Genomic DNA, 20,987 nt, shown 5'->3' with positions numbered 1-20,987 from the left:
CCGGCTGGCCGGAATAGATCAACCTGGACGGCTCGCGAGCGCGCGGTGCGGGGTCCAGCGCAGGTGGACGTTCCGGTCCGCCGGTTCCGCTCGCAACAGCGACAGGCGCGGTCGGACGGCGTCGGTGCGCGCGGTCGGCGGCTTGCGGCTGCCGGCCCGGTACTGGACGGGCCACTCGGCACCGCGATGTTCCTGTTCGGCCGCCGCGTGCAGGGTCCAGTGCGGGTCGTACAGGTGCGTGCGGCCGAGCGCGCACAGGTCGGCGCGGCCCGCCAGCAGGATCGAGTTGACGTCGTCGTACGAGGCGATGGCGCCGACCGCGATGACCGCCGTGCCGGTGGCGGCGGCGACCTCGTGGCGGATCCGGTCCGCCAGCGGCGTTTGGTAGGAGCGGCCGTACGCGGGGCGCTCGTCCGCCGTCACCTGGCCGGAGGAGACGTCGATCGCGTCCGCGCCGTGAGCGATGAACGCGCGGGCGATCTCGACGGCGTCGTGCTCGGTGTTGCCGCCGTCAGCCCAGTCGGTCGCGGAGATGCGCACGATCATCGGTCGCTCGGCGGGCCACACGGCGCGGACGGCGTCGAACACCTCCAAGGGGAACCGCAGCCGATTGTCCAGCGACCCGCCGTACGAGTCGGTGCGCTGGTTGGCGATCGGCGAGAGGAAGGACGACAGCAGGTAGCCGTGCGCGCAGTGCAGTTCGAGCAGGTCGAAACCGGCGACGGCACCGCGTTGGGCGGCGGCCACGAACTCGGCGGTGATGCGGTCCATGTCGTCACGGGTGAGCTCACGCGGGACGGGCGATCCGGGGCCGTACGGCAGCGGGGACGGGCCGACGGTCTCCCAGTTGCCGTCGAGCAGCGGTTCGTCCATGCCCTCCCACATCAGGCGGGTCGAGCCCTTGCGGCCGGAGTGGCCCAGCTGCAGACCGATGCGAGCGGTGCTCCGCGAGTGGACGAACGACACGATCCGCGCCCAGGAGTCGCGCTGCTCGTCGGTCCACAGACCGGTGCAACCGGGCGTGATCCGGCCCTCGGGCGAGACGCACACCATCTCGGTCATCACCAGCCCCGGCCCGCCCATGGCCTTGGATCCCAGGTGGACCAGGTGGAAGTCACCCGGCACGCCGTCGACGGCGGAGTACATGTCCATCGGCGAGACGATCACCCGGTTCTTCAGCTCCAGCCGCCCCAGCCGGAACGGCTGGAACATCGCCGGGGCCGTACCGGAAAGTCCTTGGGAGGCAGCGAAAGCAGCGTCGACCCGATCGGCGAACTCCGAGTCGCGGGTGCGGAGGTTGTCGTAGGTGATGCGGCGGGACCGGGTCAGCAGGTTGAAGCAGAACCGGGTCGCCTCCTGGTTCGCGTACATGCCGATGTTCTCGAACCACTCCAGGGACGCCTGGGCGGCTCGCTGCGTCGACTCCACCACGGGGCGCCGCTCGGCCTCGTAGGCCGTCAACGCGGTCTCGACGTCGCGGTGCTCGTGCAGACACGCGGCAAGGGCGAGCGAGTCCTCCATCGCCAGCTTGGTTCCCGACCCGATCGAGAAGTGCGCGGTGTGCGCGGCATCCCCGACGAGGACGAGATTGCCGTGGTGCCACCGCTCGTTGCGCACGGTGGTGAAGCTGAGCCACTTCGAGTTGTTGGCGAACACCTGGTGGCCGGCCAGCTCCCCGGCGAACAGCTCGCGGATCCGTTCGACGGCGGCGTCGTCGGACACCCCCGGCGGAAACTCCTGACCGTCGTCGAAACCGGCCCGGCGCCAGACGTCCTCGTGCATCTCGACGATGAACGTGGAACCGCTGTCGGAGTAGGGGTAGCCGTGCACCTGCATGGTGCCCCACTCGGTGTCCTTGATGAAGAACTGGAACGCCTCGAAGACCAGATCAGTGCCGAGCCACATGTACTTGTTGTGGCGCCGATCGAGGACAGGCCGAAAAACATCCGAAAAGGACTGTCGAACCACGGAGTTGACGCCGTCCGCACCGACCACGAGATCGTGGGAAGCACGAAGAAGATCGGCGTCCGGGGCGGGCGTCGAGTAGTGCACCACCACGCCGAGATCGCGGCACCGCTGCTGCAGCAGGCCGAGCAGCTCCTTGCGGCTCATCGCGGCGAACCCTTGTCCACCAACGGTGTGGCTCTCGCCGCGGTAGTGGATGTCGATGTCGGTCCACCGGGCGAACCGACGTGCCATCGTGTCGGCGAACTCCGGATCCGCGTTCTCGATGCCGCCCAGCGTCTCGTCGGAGAACACCACACCGAAGCCGAAGGTCACATCGGCGGCGTCGCGTTCCCAGATGGTGATGTCGTGTGCCGGGTCCAGTTGCTTCATCAACGCGGCGAAGTACAGGCCGCCCGGGCCACCACCCACGATCGCGATCTTCACACCGGCACCTCGTCCTCGACGAGCTTGCGCAACGCGAAGCGCTGCAGCTTGCCGCTGGCGTTGCGCGGCAACGAGGTCCGGAACCGCACGTCGCGCGGGTACTTGTAGGGGGCGATGGTCCGCTTGACGTGGTCCTGGATCTCCCTGGCCTTCTCGGCGTCACCGAGCACGCCGTCGCGCAGCACCACGAAGGCGCACACGACCGAGCCGCGTTCGTCGTCGGGCTTTGCGACGACGGCGGACTCCAGCACGTCGGGGTGGGTGTCGATGGCCTCCTCGACCTCCGGCCCGCCGATGTTGTACCCGGAGGAGACGATCATGTGGTCGCTGCGGGCGTGGTAGTGGAAGTAGCCGTCCTCGTCGCGGTGGAAGATGTCTCCGGTGACGTTCCAGCCGTTCACCACGTAGTCCTGCTGGCGCGCGTCGTCGAGGTAGCGGCAGCCGACCGGGCCGATGACGCCCAGCCGCCCCGGCTTGCCGGGGCCGAGTTCCCTGCCGTCGAGGTCGAGAACGGTGGCGCGGTAGCCCGGTACCGGCTTGCCGGTGGAGCCGGGCCGGATGTCGTCACCGGCGGCGGAGATGAAGATGTGCAACAACTCCGTGGCGCCGATGCCGTCGATCACCCTGAGCCCGAGCCGGTCCCGCAGCCGCTCCCAGGTCTGCTGGGGGATGTGCTCACCGGCCGACACCGCGGTCCTCAACCCGGCGAGCTTCCCTTCCGCACCGTCGCGCAGGATCGCCTTGTACGCCGTCGGCGCGGTCGCGAGGACCGTGACTCCGTGCTGCTGCACCAGATCCGCGAGCTGGGCTGGGGTGGCGGCCTCGGTCAGCAGGGCACAAGCCCCTGCTCGTAACGGAAAGACGACGAGCATGCCCAGGCCGAAGGTGAAGGCGAACGGAGCCGTGCAGGCGACGAGGTCGTCCTGCGTCAGCCGCAGCACGTGCCGGCCGAAGGTGTTGTCGATGGAGAGAACGTCGCGGTGGAAATGCGCGGTGATCTTGGGGGCGCCGGTGCTCCCGGACGTGGGCGCCAGCAGCGCCACGTCGTCGGCGGCGGTGTCCACGGCGGTGAACTCCCCCGGCTTGGTCGCGCAGCGCGCCGCGAGATCGTCGTAGTCGACGACCGTCAGCGACTGGAAGGCGCGCACGTCCTCGGTGAACCGCTGGTCCACCAGCGCGATCGAGGGACAGGTCCGCTCCACGATGGGCGTGAGCTCGCGGGTGCGCAGGGCCGCCATGGTGGTCACGACGACGCCGCCCGCCTTGAGCACGCCGAGCCAGGCGGCGACGGTCCACGGGTTGTTGGGTGAGCGCAGCAGGACCCGGTGGCCGGGCAGGAGGCCGAGGTCCTCGGTCAGCACCTGCGCGACCTGGTTGGCACGGGTCCACAGCTTGCCGTAGGACCAGATCTCCCCGTCCGGGGTGCGCAGCGCAGGGCGGCCGGGTCCGAACGTCGACATGGGCACGTCGATGAGTTCCGTGGCGGCGTTGAGGCGCGCCGGGTAGTTCAGCTCCGGCGTCGTGAACTCGATCGTCGGCCACAGCCGGGTGGGAGGCAGGTGATCGCGAGCGAACGTGTCCGACATGGTCAGTCCTTCCGCGGGCGGCGGGTCAGGAAGCGCGGATCATGCCCTCCTGGGCAACGGTGGCGAGGTGCAGGTGATCGCGGGTGAAGAAGCGGCCGGAGCCGAGGCCGCGGCCCGCGTCGGCGGCGACCGCCTCCTGCACGTACAGCAGCCAGTCGTCGATCGGGGCCGGGCGGTGGAACCACATGGCGTGGTCGAGGCTCGCGGTGACCAGTCCCGGCTCGGCCCACGGCAGGTCGAGCACCCGCAGGATCGGCTCCAGGATCGTGTAATCGCACATGTAGGCCAGCGCGGCCAGGTCTCGTTGGGCGTCGGTCAGCCCCTCGACCGGGCGCAGCGGGTCGAACGGCTTGATCCACACCGCCTGGTGCGGGACCCGTTCACCCTCGACCGCGAGGTAGACGGGGCCGGGCACGTGCCGCATGTCGAAACTGCGGCCGCCGGCCCAGTAGGCCTTCGACACCTCGGTCATCGTGCCCCCGCTGCGGCCGGCGAGGTACTCCGCCGAACTGGGCAGGTCGTCGGGGCCGGGCAGAGCCTCGGTGAACTCGGCCTGGAAGCTGCCGCTCGGCTCACCGGCGGCGAAGTTCGCCAGGCAGACGTAGAGGGGCTTGCCGTTCTGGTAGCCGCGCACCTGCCGGGTGCTGTAGCCCCGGCCGTCGCGGAGCAGTTCGACCTCGTAGCGCACCTGCGCGCCGATGTCGGCGGGACGCAGGAAATAGCTGTGCATCGAGTGCAACGACTTGCCGTCGGTCACCGAGCGCATGGCCGCGGCCGCCGCTGCGGCGACCAGGTCGCCGCCGTACGCCTTGGGCCACGGGCAGGGCTGGGTGACGGCGGTGAAGGCGAGGTCGAAGTGCTCCGGCTCGGCCTTCTCCAGCGCGATGGCCGACGTGAAGATCGCGGAGGTCGCGAGGGTCCCGGCGGTCATCGGCTCAGCCAGTCGCGGAGATCCTCGTCCGGGACGTCGGCCAGGTTGACGACGATGTTCTCCGGGGTCCGCGTCGTCATCCAGGTGAGCGGCTTGTTCCGGTCGAGGTTGCACTCGATGTGCGGCATGAACGGCGGCACGAACACCCAGTCGCCCTCCGCCATGTCGACGTAGTCCTCGAACCTCTCGCCGAAGTAGATCCGCGCGCGGCCGGACAGCACGTAGCCGCCGGTCTCGGCCTCGCCGTGGTGGTGGGTGACCGAGCGGTAGCCGGGTTCGTTGGTCACCTTCCCGAACCACAGCTTCGTCGCCGGGGTGTGCTGGATGCTCACGCCCGAGATCCGGATCGCGCCACCGGAGTTCGCGGTGTCGGGGTTCTCGGCGCCTCCGCGCGTCACCACCGGGGCGACGAGTCCGCTGGGCAGCCGGTACATCGAGTTGTCGCCTTCGAGCTGGTACCTACTCAGGTCGGGCTCCATATATCGCATTCTTCACCGCCGTCAGATAATGTCAATACTCATGAGGCCTGTTGCAGTGAACCCGGCCAGCCTTCCCGCACCGAGCGGCTACTCGCACGGCACGCTCGCCGGAAACACGCTCCACCTGGGCGGACAGACGGCGCTCGACGCCGACATGAAGATCGTTCCCGGCGGCATCGTCGAGCAGTTCCGCCAGGCGTTCGGCAACGTCCTGACCACGCTGCGCGAGGCGGGTGGCGAGCCGGAGGACCTGGTCAGCATCACGATCTACCTCACCGACATCCCGGACTACCAGGCGCACGGCAAGGAGATCGGCAAGGTGTGGCGCGAGCTCGCCGGCCCCGTCTACCCGGCCATGGCGGGCATCGGCTGCACCGCGCTGTGGCAACCGGAAGCGCTGATCGAGATCCTCGGCGTGGCCGTGATCCCGGAGCACCGCCTGATCAAGAAGTAGCGTTTTCATGATCAGCGAAATGGAGACGCGATAGTGAAACTTGCTTCTCTGACCGTGGACGGCGTGCGCCGTGCCGGTGTCGTGGACGAGGCGGAGCAGTCGATCGCGCTGCTGCCCACCACCGTCGACGACATCGTCCGCGGCGGTTCACCAGGTGTCCGCGGCGAGGTTCTGCCGCTGGCCGAGGTTCGCCTGGAGTCGCCGCTGCACCGCTTCAACCGCGACATCCTGTGCACCGGCTGGAACTACCTCGACCACTTCGAGGAGTCGAAGGGCAAGCGCGAGGGACAGGATCCCGTGGCCGTTCCGGAGCGCCCGACCTTCTTCACCAAGGGCCCGGACACGGTCATCGGACCGGCCGACGCCATCGCCTACGACCCGGAGCTGTCGCAGAAGTGGGACTACGAGGCCGAAATCGCCATGGTCATCGGCCGTGACGGCCGGTCGATCCCGGAGGAGAAGGCCCTGGACCACGTCTTCGGCTTCCTCGTCGCCAACGACGTCTCCCAGCGCGACCTCCAGCGGGCGCACGGCGGACAGTGGCTCAAGGGCAAGAGCCTCGACGCCACGATGCCGCTCGGCCCGTGGCTGACGACAACAGATTCCGTGGAGGATCTCGCCAGCATGCAGGTGCAATGCGAGGTCAACGGACAGCTGCTGCAGAACGCCTCCAGCGCGCAGATGGCGTTCTCGTTCGCGCGGATCATCGCCGAGCTGAGCCACGGCATGACGCTGCGCGCCGGGGACGTGATCCTCACCGGCACGCCCAGCGGCATCGGGAGCGCCCGTGAGCCGCAGATCTTCCTGCGCGACGGCGACCTCGTGGTGACTCGGGTCAGCGGCCTGGGCGAGCTGCGCAACACTGTCACCCTGACGGAACTCGGCTGACGAGGAGAGTGCGCTGAACGTCGCGCTGACCACAGAACCAGCGGCTCCTGCCGGGCGCGACCGGCTCGGCCCGCTCATCATCACGATCTTCGGCCTGTACGCGCGCGGCGAGGACAACTGGCTCTCCGTGGCGTCCGTCGTGCAGCTCATGGCGGAGCTCGGCGTGGAGGGCCAGGCCGTGCGGTCCTCGATCTCCCGCCTGAAGCGCCGTGGCGTGGTCCGCAGCGACCGCCGCGACGGCGCCGCCGGATACGCCCTCTCCGAACCGACCTTGGAGACGCTCGCGGAAGGCGACGCGCGGATCTTCGAGCGCAGGCGGGCGACGGTCGAGGACGGCTGGCTCGTGGTCGTGTTCTCCGTGCCCGAGTCCGAACGCGAGAAGCGCCACGCGTTGCGCACCAGCCTGACCCAGCTCGGCTTCGGCACCACGGCGCCCGGCGTGTGGGTCGCGCCGGGCAACCTGGCCACGGAGACACGGCGGACCCTCGAACGCCGCGGGCTGTCCGAGTACGTCGACATCTTCACCGGGCAGCACTTCGCGTTCGGCGACCTCCGGTCGAAGGTGCGCGCCTGGTGGGACCTCGACGAGCTGGCCGACCTGTACGCGGACTTCGTGCGGCGCCACCGCTCGGTCCTCGACACCGTCCCAGCCGGACTCACGACCCCGGAGCAGGCCTTCCAGACGTACGTGCCGATGCTGACCCAGTGGCGGCGCCTGCCCTACAGCGATCCCGGACTCCCCCTGTCGCTCCTTCCGCCCGGATGGAACGGCGTAACCGCGGAAACGCTGTTCGAGCAGCTCAACAACACGCTGAGCGCACCGGCACGCGAGCACGCCCTGGCCGTGATCCACGGTCCCGGCTAGGAAGCGTCAGAAACCGCAGCCCTCCGGCGAGAAGGCGCGGTCGCTCGCATTGCTGCCGTCGCTGCGCACGACCCGCACCTCGACGCACAGCGCGCCCGAAGCGAGCAGCTCGACCGAGGGCACGTCGACCGTGCCCGTCTTCAGCTCGTCGTTGGTGCGCCAGACGAACGTGTCGCCGGGCTCTGGCGACGGGTAGGTCCACGTGAACCGGAGCGTTTCCGCGTTGATGCGGCTCGCGGTGACCACGGCCTTGGCCGACGGCCCGGCCTGGGCGCCCGCCGTGCTCTGCGGCTGCGCCGCGACCGGAGCCGGCAGCGTGCCCTTGTCCGGCAGGAGAAGCGCGCTGGCGCCGACCACCGCGGCGACGGCTCCCGCGGCACCGGCGTACAGCGGCCAGCGCGGCTTGCGGCGCGCGGGCGGGTCCGGCGCGGGGACGACGAGGGCGTGCAAGCCGGTGGTCGGCGTCGACTCGTCGTAGATCTGCTGAAGGCGCCGCCCGAACTCCGCGGCCGACCCGGGACGCGCGGCCGGATCGGCTGCCATCGCCTGGCGCAGCAGCACTTCCAGCGGCTGCGGTGCCCGCCCCGCGTGCTGCGGGCGGCTGAGCAGGATGCGCTGCTCGATCGCCACACGGGAGTTGTCGCCGCGCGGCACCACGAACGGCGAGTGGCCGACGAGGAGGTGCCACAACGTCGCGCCGAGCGAGAAGACGTCCGCGCGGACACCGTGGGCACCAGCGCTGATCACCTCGGGAGCCGTCCACGGCAGCCGATCCCTGCCGGTGGTGCCGAAGTCCGTGAGGTACACCTGTCCGCGCTCGTCGAGCAGGACGTTCGCCGGCTTGACGTCGCGGTGCACCACACCGGCCTGGTGCGCGGCGTGCAACGCGTCCGCGACGCCGATGCCGATCTCCAGCACCCGCCCGAACGGCAGCGGTGCAGCGGCGGCCAGGTCACCACCCGGATAGCACCTCATGACCAGGTATGGCAGCCCACCGCGGGTCCGCCCGGCGCGGTGCACGGTGACGATGCCGGGATGTCCGAGCCCCGCCACCGTCCTGATCTCGGCCACGCGCGGCGGATCGACGAGCAGCTTCACCGCGACCTCACCGTCCGCACCGCGGTACAGGTGGACGTTCTTGCCGAGCGGTCGGACGTACCGGATCCCGGGGATCTCCGGTAACTCTGTCATTCGCCACCTCGAGCTCATCGACGTCGGTCAGGTGGCCCCGCCCACCCGACCGCGCCGGCGCACCGGACACTCTGTCGGGCTTGGAATATTCCACCGTTGGCCTGACTGTCAACCGTCAACCACCAGATGAGACGCTCCCGGTAGGCGGGAGGAACCGGTGGATCACCGGGATCACCCGGGATCGCGGCTGCTGCCAGACGTGCCGATCCTCGAACGGCCACGCGTAGACCAGGGCACCGTCGCGGACGCAGTCGAGCAAACCCGGTGCCTCGAGTTCGTGCGCTGACCACTCGTAGAGCTGCTGCAACCTCGGCAGGATCATCCCGAAGTCGACGAGGCGACCGAACCCGTGTTCCCTGCCGAGGTAGTACCGCGCGCTCCCGCGGAGCGGGTATTCGCCGGGGAGCACGCGGGAGAGCTGAAGAAAGATTCCGGCCATCCCCAGCCGGGGGTCGCCGAGCAGCGGTGCGAGCGGATGCAGCCGGCTCAGCGAGATCCGGGGCGCCGCGACCAGGGCATGGGTGTAGAGCACCCGGCACAGGACGACGTTCATGAAGAACCGTTCGGGCTCGTTCTCCGCCTCCGCGAGCGCGCGATGCTCCAGGTAGGCGGCGACCACACTCCCGTTGTGCGCGCGGTACCAGGCCTGAGCGGTGGGCCGTCGCGCGAACGAAAGCCAGTGCGCCGCCGTTGCCGACGAAGCCGGGCCGCCGAGCCCGCCGCTCAGACCCACCGCTTCGCAGCCGTCGCGGAGGATGCGTTCGTTGACCGCGCGCCACCACGGACTGCCGGGGCGGCCGTTCGAGGTCGGTTGCAGGACCCCACGTCGCAACTGCCAGCGCATGAACGACATCGCCGCCCGCCGGAACGGCAGGTGCTGGGGCGCATGGCCGAACGGGCCGTGGTAGCAGCGCTCCATCAACGCCAGCCGACCGGCGGGGTCGTCGCGGACCTTGGTGACCTGCTGCTCCGCCCAGGTCGCGGCCGTGACCTCCGGCATCACCGGCACATGGTCGCACGTGATCGTTGCGGCCTGAAGGCGTCGGCGGATCGGCACGTGGTCGCACGTGATCGTTGCGGCCTGAAGGCGTCCGCGGGCGGCGGCGTTCCCCGGCGACCTCCCGCATCACCCGGCACGTGGTCGCACGTGGTCATCGCGGCCTGCGGACGCCCGCAGATCGGTCAGCGCCAGAACGTCCGGCGACGCTCCCCCGCGACCTCCCCCTCAGCGAACTCCCGCAGCACCTGCTGAGCCCGCGCCCACAGCTCGCCCACCTCGCCGTCCGACAGCCTGCCCGCGTTGAGCTCCGCGACCAGGCGGCGCAACGGCTCGTAAGCCGGGCCCTGCCTGGTCGAGAGCAGGGTCCCGAGCCTGCTGGCCAGATCCGCGAGCAGCTCCCGGCGTTCCCAGGCCGGCCGTCCCGCGTCCTTCTCCAGCCGTCGCACCTCCACCGCGGCGATCTCCCGCAGTTCCCCCGGACCGCCGGACGGCGACTCGGCCACCTGCTTCGGCGCCGCCGGTCGGAACAGGCCCGGAGCTCGCATCCGACCAGCAGCCTGCGGTGCGGCGGCAGGGGCAGGCGGCGGCCCGGCGAAGCTCATCGCTCCCCCGCCGTAACCCCCTGCCGCCACGGCCATCGGCGCAATCCCGAGATCCCATCCCGAGGGCTGCTCGACCGGCTGCACCACCCGGTGCACCGTGCCGTCGGACACGATTCGCTCGTCCACCGCGACGAACGCGGTGAAGCGGCACAACACGCCGAACCGCAGTGAGGTCCGCACGATCTCCTGCTCCACCGCCCGGTCGCCGGTCGCGTACCGGTCCTCGAGATCGCGCAGTGCGGCGCGGGCCCACTGCGCTCGGACCGCGGGTTCGTCGAGGTGCCGCACGGACACCGTCTCCTGCCAGGCCGCGCCGTCCCGGGACCTGCCGGTCACGGTGAACGAGGCCGGCGCCGATCCGCGATACCGGCCCAGCGCAACGAAAGGCACGCCGGGATAGATCGCAGAGGGCTGCCTGGGCAGTTCGGAGCCGGGCGACACCACCACGTCGGTGATCACCGGCGCGCCGATTCGGCGCTGGATGTGCGCCATCGCGTCGTCCAAACGGTCCTCGCTCTCGACGAGCTCGCACCGGCCGGCGCCCGCGGTGGCAAGTCTGCCGAGGAAGCCCGCGTTGACGGCCGTGTCGATGCCGACGGCGTGCACCCTCGTCCGGTTGATCACCGGGGCGATGTCGCGCAGGAGCTGGTCCTCGTTGCCGACCTGTCCGTCGGTGACCAGCACCAGGACCGGGTCACGTTCCTCGCTCGCGCGGGTGAGCAGGGTCAGCCCCTCCCGCAGCGGTTCGAACAGCTCGGTACCACCGCGCGCCTGGACCGCCGCCAGGTGCTCGACGGCGCGGAAACGATGGCGGTCGGTGGCCGCGACGAGTCCGGTGCCGAGCTCGGCGGGGCGCTCCAGGCTGTCGTCGAAGGTGATCACGGCGAACGTGTCGGCCGCGGTCAGCGTGTCGACGATGCGGGCCGCCGCGCGCCTGGCCGCGACCATCTTCCAGCCCGACATGCTGCCGGAGCGGTCGAGCAGCAGCACGACGTCGCGTGGACGGACCGGCGCCGCGGAGTCCGGTGGCAGGACCGTCAGCTGGTAGGTGCCCTCGCCGGAATCGTCCACATCGGACACACAAACGACCGCCGAACTGCTTCCCGCGTACGCCAGGCGCAGCACGAAGTCGCGGTCGGCGCGCTCCCCCGGCACGACCGTCACGGTGTTGCCCTCCCCCGTCACGGTGTGCAGGCTCGACCGCACCTCGCCTAGCTCGAGACCGGCCGGGTCGATCTCCACGCCGATCGAGAGCCGCACCGGGTTCGGGAAGCCCGGCAGCAGCACCGGCGGCGTGATCCGGGAGGCGTCCGGCACCAGGTCCGTGTCCTCCGCGTACCCGTCGCCGACGGACGGTCCCGGCAGCGGGGTGCCCGGCACGTACCGCGGTGCCACCACGAGCGGGAACCGGAACGTCGCCGCGCCGTCCTCGAACACCAGCGGCCCGACCATGGTCAGCTCGACGGTGACCCGTTCACCTGCCGGGATGTTCCCCACCCGCATGGTGAAGACGTCGGGCCGTTCCTCCTCGACGATGGACGCTCTCCTGCCCGCCGCGATCGCCTCGTCGTAGGCCTGGCGCGCCTCGGCGCGTTCGCGCAGTTCGGCCTCGACGATGCGGTCGCCGGCGGTCATCTTCATGCCGGTGACGGCGGCGCGGTCCGGCAACGGGAACACGTACGTCGCCTCGAGGGCGGTGTCGTGGGAGTTCACGAAACCGGTCGTCAGCACGACGCGGCCGACCAGCCCGGTGATCGTCGCCCGCACGTCGAGCCGCTCCAGCGGCAGGTTGCCGCGTTCGGTGCGCAGCACACCGACACCCGCGTCCTCGGTCGTCCGGCCGATCCGGTCCAGCTCAGCGGAGAGCATCGGGGCGACGGAGAAGGTCATGACGAGTCCCTTTCGTTCGTGAGCAGACCACGGGCGGCGAGCAGGTCGAGCAACGGCCGGGCCGCGGCGGCGATGTCCGCGAGGTCGGCGGCGGTCGGCGTCCCCGGCACCAGCACGACGGCACCTCCGCCGAGCGCGACACCGTTCAGCGGAACCGCGGGCGCGGGTGCCGGTGGCGTTTCCGCTGGCACTGCGGCAGGTTCCGCCCAGAACCTCGGGCGGACAGCTTCCGGCGGTGTCGCTGCGCTGGAAGTGAGCAGCGGTTCGGGAACGCGGGCGATGGCAGCCAACGTCCTGTCGGTGGCGCCCGCGAGCTTCGCCTGGATGTCGGCCAGCGTCCTCCCCTCTGACTGCAACCTCTTCAGTGCCACGAGCTGGAGCAGGTGGCGCTTCTCGTACAACGCGGTGCGGCCCCGCATCGCCGACGGCCGGTCGACCAGCCCCGTCGTCGCGTACCAGCGAACCGCCCGCCGGTCGGGAACGTCCCGCACACGACCGTTGGGCGAGCCCGAGTACTCCGCCGTGAGCGCGGCGGAGACACGTTCCAGCAACTCGTCGAGCGTCCACACACCGCGATACTGACACTGCAACCGTGACAGTGTCAATGTTGCCTCCAGGAGTAGCGTGCTGGGTGCCGAGCGTGACCAAACCTGCTCCGGGGGCATGGAATGAAGGGCCTGGCACTGCTGGCAGCGCTGTTGCTGCTGCTCACTCACCCCGCGACCGCCGGTACCGGATCGGTCGTCGCGAACTCCGACCGCCCTGACTTCTGGAAGGGCGAAGTCCGCAAGACCGACCCGCGCCTGCGGGACGTGCCCGAATGCCGGACGAACGGGTGCGACCGGGCGTTCGTCTCCGTCCGGCTGCCCGCCGGTCTGCGCGCGAAACCCGGTGGCGTCGAACTGGCGATCCGCGCGGTCGGCGCCACTCCCGACGACAGCCTGGGGTTCGTCGTCTACGAGGGGTCCCGGCGCATCGCTCTCGTCGACGCGCAAATCGGCCCCGCCCGGTCGGTGTGGCTGCCGAAGACCTCCGCGCGCTACACCGTCTACGTCTTCTACAACCCGTTCGTGCCCGAGCTGGGGTCCGACGTCGTCCGGTACGAAGGCTTGCTGGAGAACGAGAACTCACCTCGAGCGTCCTCACGCGAGCTCTTGCCGGATCTCGAGGTGCTGCCGCAGCGGTACGCGACCTTCGAGACCCCGCCGCCGTTCTTCGACGACGTGGCGGCACCGGGCTCGTCGTGCTTCCGCAGCGAGGTGGAGGAGCAGAACGCACGCAAGTGCCTGCGCTTCGGCCAGGCGATGGCGAACGTCGGCGAAGGCCCGGTCGACGTGCGGTACTCGACCCCGGCCGGCCAGCGCCCGCACGAGGTGCCCGGCTCGCAACGCATCTACCGCGCCGACGGGACGTTCCGCGACGTGCCGTCCGTGGGCGTCATGCACTACCACCCGATCCACAGCCACTACCACTTCGAGGACTTCTCGATCTCCACCCTCGAGAACTCCGCCGGTGCCGTGGTCGCCACCGGGAAGAAGAACGGCTTCTGCATGGCGGACACCGAGATGCCCTGGTGGGCACGCAAGGGCAACGCACCGCAGAGCTACCCGGCGCCACGCTGCCTGGACCCCGAACCGTCGTCGCCGCCGGGTGTCGACGCGTTCAAGAACGGCATCTCGCGCGGGTGGGCCGACGAGTACTGGTGGGCGCTGCCCGACCAGATGATCGAGGTCAGCTCGTTGACCGACGGCACCTACGTGCTGGTGACCCGCGTCGACCCGACCGACAAGCTGCGCGAGGCCTCCGACGGCAACAACTGCGTCCGGATCCCGGTCACGTTGTCCGGGCTGGCGACGGGCACGCCGACGGCCGTCCTCGGGAGCACGCCCTCGCGCTGCTGACGTTCCGGCGGCTTCCGGGGTGGCTCGTCACGAGCTGAACATGCTTAGGACACAGGGAAATCTCGATGTGGAGCTGTTGATCAGGAGCACCCGCGTCCTGCCTATCATGGCGCCGTCTACTCACTCCTCCCCTGCATCCTTCGCTCGCGAGACGGGAACGACACACCCATGTCCGAGATCATGAGCACCCTCTTCGGCCGCCCCAAGAACGACGCCACCGACTCCCCCGAGGACAGCGCGGCCCCCACCACCGCGCCGGCCGACACCGACGAAACCGTTGACACCGAAGCGATCGAGGCCGAGGCCACCGAGGACGACGCTGCTGAGGACGACAGCACGCCGGACTCGGATGACACCGACGAGGCCACTGCGGACGAAGACGTCGCGCCGGAAGCCGCCGACGAGATCACTGACGAGACCGCTGACGAGGACGAGGAGAGCGCGGCGGACGACGAGCCCGTCGCTGTCGAAACCGAGGACACGGACGTCGACGCGGCCGAGCCCGAAGCAGTCGAAGCTGACGCAGTCGAGCCAGAAGCGGTTGAGGCTGACGCAGTCGAGCCAGAAGCGGTTGAGGCTGACACGGTTGAGGCTGACGCACCTGAGGCAGGCGCCGTTGAGGCTGACGCCACCGTGGCCGCACCGGCCCGCGCCGCCGCCGGCACCCGCGGCAACATCACCGTGGACGACGCCGTCGTCGCGAAGGTCGTGACCATCGTCGCCGGCAAGATCGACGGCGTGCACAGCCTTGCCGCGGACGGCATCTCCGTCGAGGTGGACGGCGACGTCGCCACGATCAAGGTCTCGCTGGTGATCGAGTTCGGGCACGCGATCAAGGCACTGGCCGAGCAGGTCCGGACCGACGTGATCGAGGCCGTCGAGCAGTTCCTCGGCTACGACGTCGCGGCGGTGGACGTCCACGTCAGCGACATCCACCTGCCGGAAACCGCCTGACCGCAGCCGGAGTCGACCAACTCGGCGTCCTGTGTCTTTTTCCGCTCGGCTCGTTCGACGTATCTGTGACCGAGTCCGAACGGAAGGAAACACATGAGACGCCGAGTGCTGGCGCTCGTCCTGCTGCTCCTGATCAGCGTGACGGGCACCTCCTACGCGACGACAGCGACCGTGCCGGGAAGGCACACCTACACAGGCACCATCGACGGCGCCGGCTACCGGGTCGAGACGCCGGAGCGGTGGAACGGCACGCTGATCCTGTTCAGCCACGGTTACATCCCGGAAGGTTCCCCGTGGCCGCAGGGGATCCCGCTCGCCAACCGGGTGGAGACCGAGCAGTGGCTGCTCGACCACGGCTACGCGCTGGCCGGTTCCGAGTACAAGGGCCGGTTCGGCATGGTGATCGACCAGGCGCTCAACGACCAGATCGCGCTGCTGGACTGGTTCCGCGACAACGTCGCGCAGCCCCGGCACACGATCTCGTCGGGGTTCTCTATGGGCGGCGGCATCGCGACCCGGCTGGCGGAGCGCCACCCAGAGCGGTTCGACGGCGTGCTGGCGCTCGGCAGCAACCAGGACGTCCCCGCGACCCTGAACCGCGGGCTGGACGTCACGTTCGCCGTCCGCACCCTGCTGACCGACGACCAGCGACTCGAACTGGTCAAGGCACGCGACCCGGCGCACAGCGTGCAGGTGCTGCAACGCGGCGTCCAGCAGGCTTTGACCACGCCGGAGGGCAGGGCGAAACTGGCGCTGATCGGCGCGATCGGTGGCCTGCCGCTGTGGGCGACCGCCCACCAGCGACCGCCCGCCGACCCCGTCGAGGCCATCCGCCAGCAGGCGTGGTGGACCGAGGCGGCGTACGTGGCCGGCCTGGGCCCCATCGGCAGAGTCGACGTCGAACGCCGCGCGGGCGGGAACCCGTCGCACAACATCGGCGTCGACTACGCCCGGCAGCTAGACCGCTCAGGGCTGCGTGACTTCGTCGAGCAGGCGTACCGCGTGGCAGGCACGGACCTGGGTGCCGACCTGCGCCAACTTGCCCACGCACCGCGGATCGCACCGGATCACGCTGCGGTGGCGTGGATGTACCGGCACGGCGTGTCGGCGGGGACCACTCCGACGCCGGTCGTCACGCTGCACGGCATCGCCGAGGGGATCATCACCTCCGACGCCCGCTGGTACGGCGAGCAGGTCCGCAAGCACGGCCACCCGGACCGGCTGCGCCAGCTGTACGTCGATCGCGGCGACCACGGCGCGTTCAGCGCGGCCGACGAGATCCTTGCGCTGCAAGGGTTGTCCACGAAGGTCGAAACAGGCCGGTGGCCTGACCTGCGCACCGGCAAGCTCAACGCCCAGGCCGCAACCTTTACCCAGCAACAACAAACCGTCTTCGACATCTACACCTTCACGGACAAGGTGATGCCACCGGCGTTCACCGACAAGCAACCACCTCGCCAACTGCGCCCGTCGCTGTGACCAACGCCGCGCCACTGCCGATCGACGGCAGTGGCGCGGTAGGGTGCCGCGCGTCGCGAATCACAACGTGGAGATTCGTGTCGACGCGAACAACCCAGCGGAGGATGGAGAGGACGAGTGCGCACGGACGAGGTCGGCCACACAACGGAGCACGAAGCCGCGTTGAGCCGGCTGAAGACCAAGAAGGCCCAGATCCTGTACGCGCTGGAACACATGCCGCGCGGATGCTCGGTGGAGGATGTTCGCCGCTGGCTGAGCAAGCAGGGCCAGGTGGTGCCCAGCAGGCCGTACGCCACGCCGATCGTGAACGAGTGGCGCGCCCGCAACGGGGTGACCGACACGAGCGGCCACATTCCGCTGACTCCGGAGCTGATCGCGAAGCTGGATGAGGCCGAGGGTGGCGGCGGTCCTGGGGCTTCCGCACTCACCGCGCCCTCCACACACCCCGCGCCGTCCGCGCACCCAGCGGTTTCCGCGCCATCAGCGGTTTCCGCACACCCAGCGCACGTCGCGCCCTCCACACACCCCGCGGTCTCCGCGCTTCCAGCGCAGCCCGCGCCTTCCGCACACCCTGCGGTCTCCGTGCACCCCGCGCCCTCCGCACACCCCGCGGCCACCGCACACCCTGCACCCACCGCACACCCAGCGCCGTCCCCTTCCCCAGCACCGTCGAAACCAGCAGGCGCCAAGGGCTTCTACGCAGTAGCCCTGATGAGCATCGGCGTAAGCGTCGACACCTCATGGAGGTTCTTCGAGCAGCGCCTAGGCATCACCGACAGCGTCGAACGCATCATCCTGTTCTCCGTAATGGAGGCAGCACTGATCGCCTGCGGCTGGGCCATGCGCGCCGGAGTGCGCCAAGACGGCCGCCCCGGCCCAGCCCGCCTGGTGGCATGGGCGCTAACAGCGTTCGCCGCGTTCGCAGCCCTCACCCTGTCCGGCCCGGTAGCAGGTAGCGCCCGAGTCCTGCTCGGACCGGTCCTGGGACTGGTGATGCTGCACCTAGCTCTCGGCATCGAGATCCGCGCCGCGCGCCAGCGCACCACGACCTGGGCACGGGTGGGCCGTGAGCTGCGCGAACGCGTGCTGTCGCTGCTGGGACTGGGCGACGACCACCGCGACGCCCTGGCACGCACCCGCGACCGGGCGGCGTTGCGGGCCGCCAAGCTGGCCCTGGCCAGCCGGTGGACGCCGCGGCGGACGTCGCGTCTGCGCAAAGCCCTGCACACCTCGCACGTCGCCCACGACCCCGCGCAGCGCGACCGGATGTTGCGCGAGCTCGGTGTGCTTCAGCATGCGAACAAACTGGCGGACACCACCCAACCGTCCCCCTGGTGACAAGCCCGCGTCAGGTCATCGCCGGCATCCGCACCTCGATCTCGGCCCGTTCTCCGTCGATCTCGAGGACGTAGCGCTCCAGGATCTCCTGAATCCGCGCCGGGATGTCACGCTCGTGTTCCAGCGTGAAGTGGACGTGGCCTGCCGACGAGGTCGAGTTCAGCACCGGAGAGATCACGTCGCCGAGCCTGCGGGTCATCTCGACCCGCAGCACCGACGGCAGGGACTCGAACTCCTCCACCGGGTTCAGTCCCGTGATGCTTCCCGGTGTCACCGGGAGGTAGTAGTGCCCGACGATCCCGGGCCGCCGCCGCACCTCGATCTCCGGATCGAGCCCCAGCGAAGTCAGCAACAGCGCGCGCCAGAGGTCGACCCCGTGCTGCAGCTCGATTGCGCCCACCACGCCGCCACCGCCGGGACGGCACGCGATCTCCCCGACGATCAGGCCTCGGGGCGTCCGGAAGATCTCCATGTGGGTCACTCCGGACTCGAGGCCGAGAGCGCGGACGGCACGGGCGTGCAGCGCCACGATCTCCGCCCGGTCCTCGTGGTCCTCCTGCAGGCAAAAGGATCCGAGGTTCCCCACCCGGTCGAGCACCGGCGTGAAGTACAGCGACGGTGACACGAATCGGATCTCACCGTCCTGAACGATCCCGTCGCAGTGGTACTCGCCGTCCATCTCGACGTACTCCTCGACGATCAGCGGAACGTCGAGTGCCCTCACCGTGCCGGCCTCCGGTGACCGGGCGAACCGAGCCAGGTGCTCGGCGTCGGAGAGGACCACCACGTCGATGGATCCTCCGCCGATGACCGGCTTGACCACGACCGGCCAGCCGATCTCCTCCGCCTTCGCCGCCACACCGCCGAGACCGTAGGCGATCCGGAACGACGCGGTCGGCAGGCCTGCCGCGGCCATCCGCTGCTTCATCACGTACTTGTTGGCGAACGCGTTCGCGGTCTCGTAGCCCATCCCCGGCAAGCCGAAGTAGGACCGGAGATAGCCCGCCACCGGCAGCCCGAGCTCGAACGGCGCCAGCACCCGGTCGATCTCCCGCTCCCGGAGAACTTCGAGCGCGGCGCGACGTACCTGCTCGGTGTCCCTGACGCTGTCCACCAGGCGCACGTCGACCTCGGAGCCGTACTGCTGCAGGTGGCCGGGCTCGGTGATCACCGTGAGATGGCCGATCTCCGGAGCGTCCAGCAACTGCGCGGGCAGCACGTTCTGCTTCACGTGCAACAACAACACGTTCGTCACGCCGCGACGACCATCCCAGCACGCACAAGGCGCTCGAACAGGTGGTGCTGGATGCCGCTGAGCTTGTGCCGCAGCACTCCCATGGACACCTCGGAGGACAGCAGGGCCAGCAGCTCGGACGTGCCCTCGCGGTCGAGTCCCCTGATCTCGGTGTCGCCGAGGGCGAACCGGTACGCGGGCACGGGATGGGCGACCGGTGACGGGAGCGAGTCGCCGTTCGCGACAGGATCGGACCAGTACCGTGCCATCGCGTCCCTGGTCTCGTCGTCGACGTCCCCGTCGAACGGCGGCGCCGGCAGGAACCCCTTGAATCCCGGCACATCCAGCGCGATGGACTCCCGCAGCGTCACGTCGGGATGCAGGCGCAGCACGGCGTGCTGGGGGAACAGCTCGCTGACACGGGCGTGGCGCCCGGTGACCTGGACCGGCGCCGGGGCCATGCCCTCCACCGGGCCGTCGACGATGTTCTGCAGCACGTGTGCGGTGACGGCGGTGTTGATCAGCACGTCGAAGGTGCGTTCCTGGATGTCGAGGTCGGGGCTGGTGCCGCGATTGGTCCAGTAGATGCTGTCCGGGCTCGCGTTGCCCAGCGCGTGGTACCACTGGTCGATCGACAGCGCGAAGTTCTCCGCCATGCCGTGCCAGCCGTCGTCGTAGTCGCTCCACAGGTCACGCATCGACTGCTCGTCGAGGTTGCCGGACAACGTCTGCTCGATCACCATCGCGGCGTTCGCGGCCATGTTCACGGCGAACCCCGCTCCCGAGGAGAACAGCGGGTCGACGAAGTAGGAGGCGTCACCCGCGAGCAGCCACCGCTCGTCGAAGTCGGAGAACTTCCCGTTGATCATCGAGTAGTTCGTGGCGGTGAGCATCTTCTCCGAGACGGGCTCGACGTCGGCGATGAGATCCTTCAGGTACGGCACCTCCTTCACCGTTTCGAGGAACGTCTTCTGGTCGGTGAAGTCGTAGCCGTCCTGCTTGAGGATCTCCGGGATCGTGACGATGCCGATCGAGTGGGTCACCTTGCGCTCGCCGTTGATGACCTTCGGCACCGGGATGTACCAGCACCAGCCGTCGCGGAAGGCGAAGCAGCCGATGGGCGACAGGTTGTCCGGCGCGAAGATGTTCCAGTCGCCCGGCAGGTCCTGCACGTTCTTGCCGCCGAGGAAGTGCTGCCAGATCGCGATGTTCCGGTAGCCGGAGAGCCACTCGCGCTTCTGCTTGGCGGCGATGCTGTTGCGCCGTCCCGACGCGTCGACGAAGTACTTCGCCCGGACCTCGGTGCCGTTCTTGAGCGTCACCGTGCAGCCGTCGGCGTCGGAGGAGAACCCGCTGACCGAGGTCTCCTCGAAGACTTCGACGCCGACCTCGCCGGCGTGTTTGAGGAGGATGTCGTCGAACTCCGAGCGGTTGACGTGGATCGCGAAGCGGTGCACGCCGTCCTTGAGGTAGTTGGGCTGGTCGAAGAACGCGACCATCGGCGTGTCACCCCAGTTGAACACGCCACCGCCGAACTTCTTGATCCAGCACTCGCTCGCGAGCACCTTCTCCAGCGCACCGCTCTGTTCCAGCGCCGGGATCATGGTGTGGGCGAACGACTCGCCGATGTGCTCGCGCGGGAAGAGCTCCTTCTCGAAGATCGCGACGCGCAGGTCCGTGCGGCGCGCGAGGATCGCGCCGAGCGTCGAGCCCGCCGGTCCGCCGCCCATGATGACGACGTCGTACTCGGAGCTGATTTCCTTGCCCATGGGGAACTTCCTCCTGAAGAGATGTGTGAACGTCG

The 20,987-nt window shown here is 69.6% G+C and carries 17 protein-coding genes; 7 read left to right on the top strand and 10 right to left on the bottom strand.

Translation table 11 applies throughout. The annotated features are described in order from the left end of the window. Positions 1-18: 18 nt before the first annotated feature. The 4 genes from ACIA8G_RS04375 to ACIA8G_RS04360 are packed head-to-tail and all read right to left on the bottom strand — an operon-like array spanning position 19 to position 5,387. Positions 19-2,391, bottom strand: a complete 2,373-nt coding sequence (locus tag ACIA8G_RS04375; RefSeq protein ID WP_396416819.1) for a bifunctional salicylyl-CoA 5-hydroxylase/oxidoreductase — start codon at positions 2,389-2,391, stop codon at positions 19-21. Further along, positions 2,388-3,977 carry an AMP-binding protein gene (locus ACIA8G_RS04370; protein ID WP_396416818.1) on the bottom strand — a complete coding sequence of 530 codons (1,590 nt, stop codon included), beginning with the start codon at positions 3,975-3,977 and terminating at the stop codon, positions 2,388-2,390. The genes ACIA8G_RS04375 and ACIA8G_RS04370 overlap by 4 nt, the downstream gene beginning before the upstream one ends. A gap of 25 nt (positions 3,978-4,002) precedes the next feature. Next, complete coding sequence (locus ACIA8G_RS04365) at positions 4,003-4,908, bottom strand: acyl-CoA thioesterase (RefSeq protein WP_396416817.1); 906 nt, start codon at positions 4,906-4,908, stop codon at positions 4,003-4,005. Continuing rightward, positions 4,905-5,387 carry a cupin domain-containing protein gene (locus tag ACIA8G_RS04360; RefSeq protein WP_396416816.1) on the bottom strand — a complete coding sequence of 161 codons (483 nt, stop codon included), beginning with the start codon at positions 5,385-5,387 and terminating at the stop codon, positions 4,905-4,907. The genes ACIA8G_RS04365 and ACIA8G_RS04360 overlap by 4 nt, the downstream gene beginning before the upstream one ends. Before the next feature lie 40 nt (positions 5,388-5,427). Between ACIA8G_RS04360 and ACIA8G_RS04355 the strand changes: the two genes are divergently transcribed. From ACIA8G_RS04355 to ACIA8G_RS04345, 3 genes are read left to right on the top strand one after another with little or no spacing between them, the layout of a single operon-like run. Continuing rightward, positions 5,428-5,841: a RidA family protein gene (locus ACIA8G_RS04355; protein WP_396416815.1), complete on the top strand. Its 414-nt coding sequence runs from the start codon at positions 5,428-5,430 to the stop codon at positions 5,839-5,841. 33 nt (positions 5,842-5,874) lie between these two features. Beyond that, entirely contained in the window at positions 5,875-6,729 is an 855-nt protein-coding gene (locus ACIA8G_RS04350) for a fumarylacetoacetate hydrolase family protein (protein WP_396416814.1), read from the top strand. A 13-nt stretch (positions 6,730-6,742) separates the two neighbouring features. Beyond that, entirely contained in the window at positions 6,743-7,594 is an 852-nt protein-coding gene (locus tag ACIA8G_RS04345; protein WP_396417314.1) for a PaaX family transcriptional regulator C-terminal domain-containing protein, read from the top strand. Between the two features lie 6 nt (positions 7,595-7,600). Here the strand turns inward: ACIA8G_RS04345 and ACIA8G_RS04340 are convergent, their stop codons facing one another. The 4 genes from ACIA8G_RS04340 to ACIA8G_RS04325 all read right to left on the bottom strand — a co-directional run bounded on the left by ACIA8G_RS04340 (position 7,601) and on the right by ACIA8G_RS04325 (position 12,846). After that, positions 7,601-8,785, bottom strand: coding sequence for a serine/threonine-protein kinase (locus ACIA8G_RS04340; protein ID WP_396416813.1), 1,185 nt, complete (start codon positions 8,783-8,785; stop codon positions 7,601-7,603). Positions 8,786-8,900: 115 nt separating this feature from the next. Next, positions 8,901-9,785, bottom strand: coding sequence for a hypothetical protein (locus tag ACIA8G_RS04335; protein ID WP_396417313.1), 885 nt, complete (start codon positions 9,783-9,785; stop codon positions 8,901-8,903). 182 nt (positions 9,786-9,967) lie between these two features. Further along, positions 9,968-12,277, bottom strand: coding sequence for a VIT domain-containing protein (locus ACIA8G_RS04330; RefSeq protein ID WP_396416812.1), 2,310 nt, complete (start codon positions 12,275-12,277; stop codon positions 9,968-9,970). Beyond that, positions 12,274-12,846, bottom strand: a complete 573-nt coding sequence (locus ACIA8G_RS04325; RefSeq protein ID WP_396416811.1) for a MerR family transcriptional regulator — start codon at positions 12,844-12,846, stop codon at positions 12,274-12,276. The genes ACIA8G_RS04330 and ACIA8G_RS04325 overlap by 4 nt, the downstream gene beginning before the upstream one ends. A 99-nt stretch (positions 12,847-12,945) precedes the next feature. Here ACIA8G_RS04325 and ACIA8G_RS04320 point away from each other — a divergent pair, with 99 nt between their 5' ends. From ACIA8G_RS04320 to ACIA8G_RS04305, 4 genes are all read left to right on the top strand, one after another. Next, positions 12,946-14,178, top strand: coding sequence for a lysyl oxidase family protein (locus tag ACIA8G_RS04320; protein WP_396416810.1), 1,233 nt, complete (start codon positions 12,946-12,948; stop codon positions 14,176-14,178). A gap of 168 nt (positions 14,179-14,346) precedes the next feature. Continuing rightward, the gene (locus ACIA8G_RS04315) at positions 14,347-15,132 is read left to right on the top strand and encodes an Asp23/Gls24 family envelope stress response protein (RefSeq protein ID WP_396416809.1); all 786 of its coding nucleotides are present in this window, start codon (positions 14,347-14,349) and stop codon (positions 15,130-15,132) included. Positions 15,133-15,225: 93 nt separating this feature from the next. Next, a complete protein-coding gene (locus tag ACIA8G_RS04310; RefSeq protein ID WP_396416808.1) occupies positions 15,226-16,611 on the top strand; it encodes an alpha/beta hydrolase family protein in 1,386 nt (461 codons plus the stop codon). 117 nt (positions 16,612-16,728) lie between these two features. After that, positions 16,729-17,949, top strand: coding sequence for a hypothetical protein (locus ACIA8G_RS04305; protein WP_396416807.1), 1,221 nt, complete (start codon positions 16,729-16,731; stop codon positions 17,947-17,949). Positions 17,950-17,959: 10 nt separating this feature from the next. Here the strand turns inward: ACIA8G_RS04305 and ACIA8G_RS04300 are convergent, their stop codons facing one another. Both ACIA8G_RS04300 and ACIA8G_RS04295 read right to left on the bottom strand, forming a co-directional pair. Then, positions 17,960-19,204, bottom strand: a complete 1,245-nt coding sequence (locus ACIA8G_RS04300; protein WP_396416806.1) for an ATP-grasp domain-containing protein — start codon at positions 19,202-19,204, stop codon at positions 17,960-17,962. Beyond that, the gene (locus ACIA8G_RS04295) at positions 19,201-20,952 is read right to left on the bottom strand and encodes an NAD(P)/FAD-dependent oxidoreductase (protein ID WP_396416805.1); all 1,752 of its coding nucleotides are present in this window, start codon (positions 20,950-20,952) and stop codon (positions 19,201-19,203) included. The genes ACIA8G_RS04300 and ACIA8G_RS04295 overlap by 4 nt, the downstream gene beginning before the upstream one ends. Between the last annotated feature and the right edge of the window lie 35 nt (positions 20,953-20,987).

Origin of the sequence: Lentzea sp. NPDC051213 (genome assembly GCF_044455585.1) — a bacterium.
GTDB lineage: Bacteria > Actinomycetota > Actinomycetes > Mycobacteriales > Pseudonocardiaceae > Lentzea.
The sequence above is the reverse complement of the archived record's forward strand: the minus strand, read 5'-3'. Positions and strand labels throughout refer to the sequence as shown.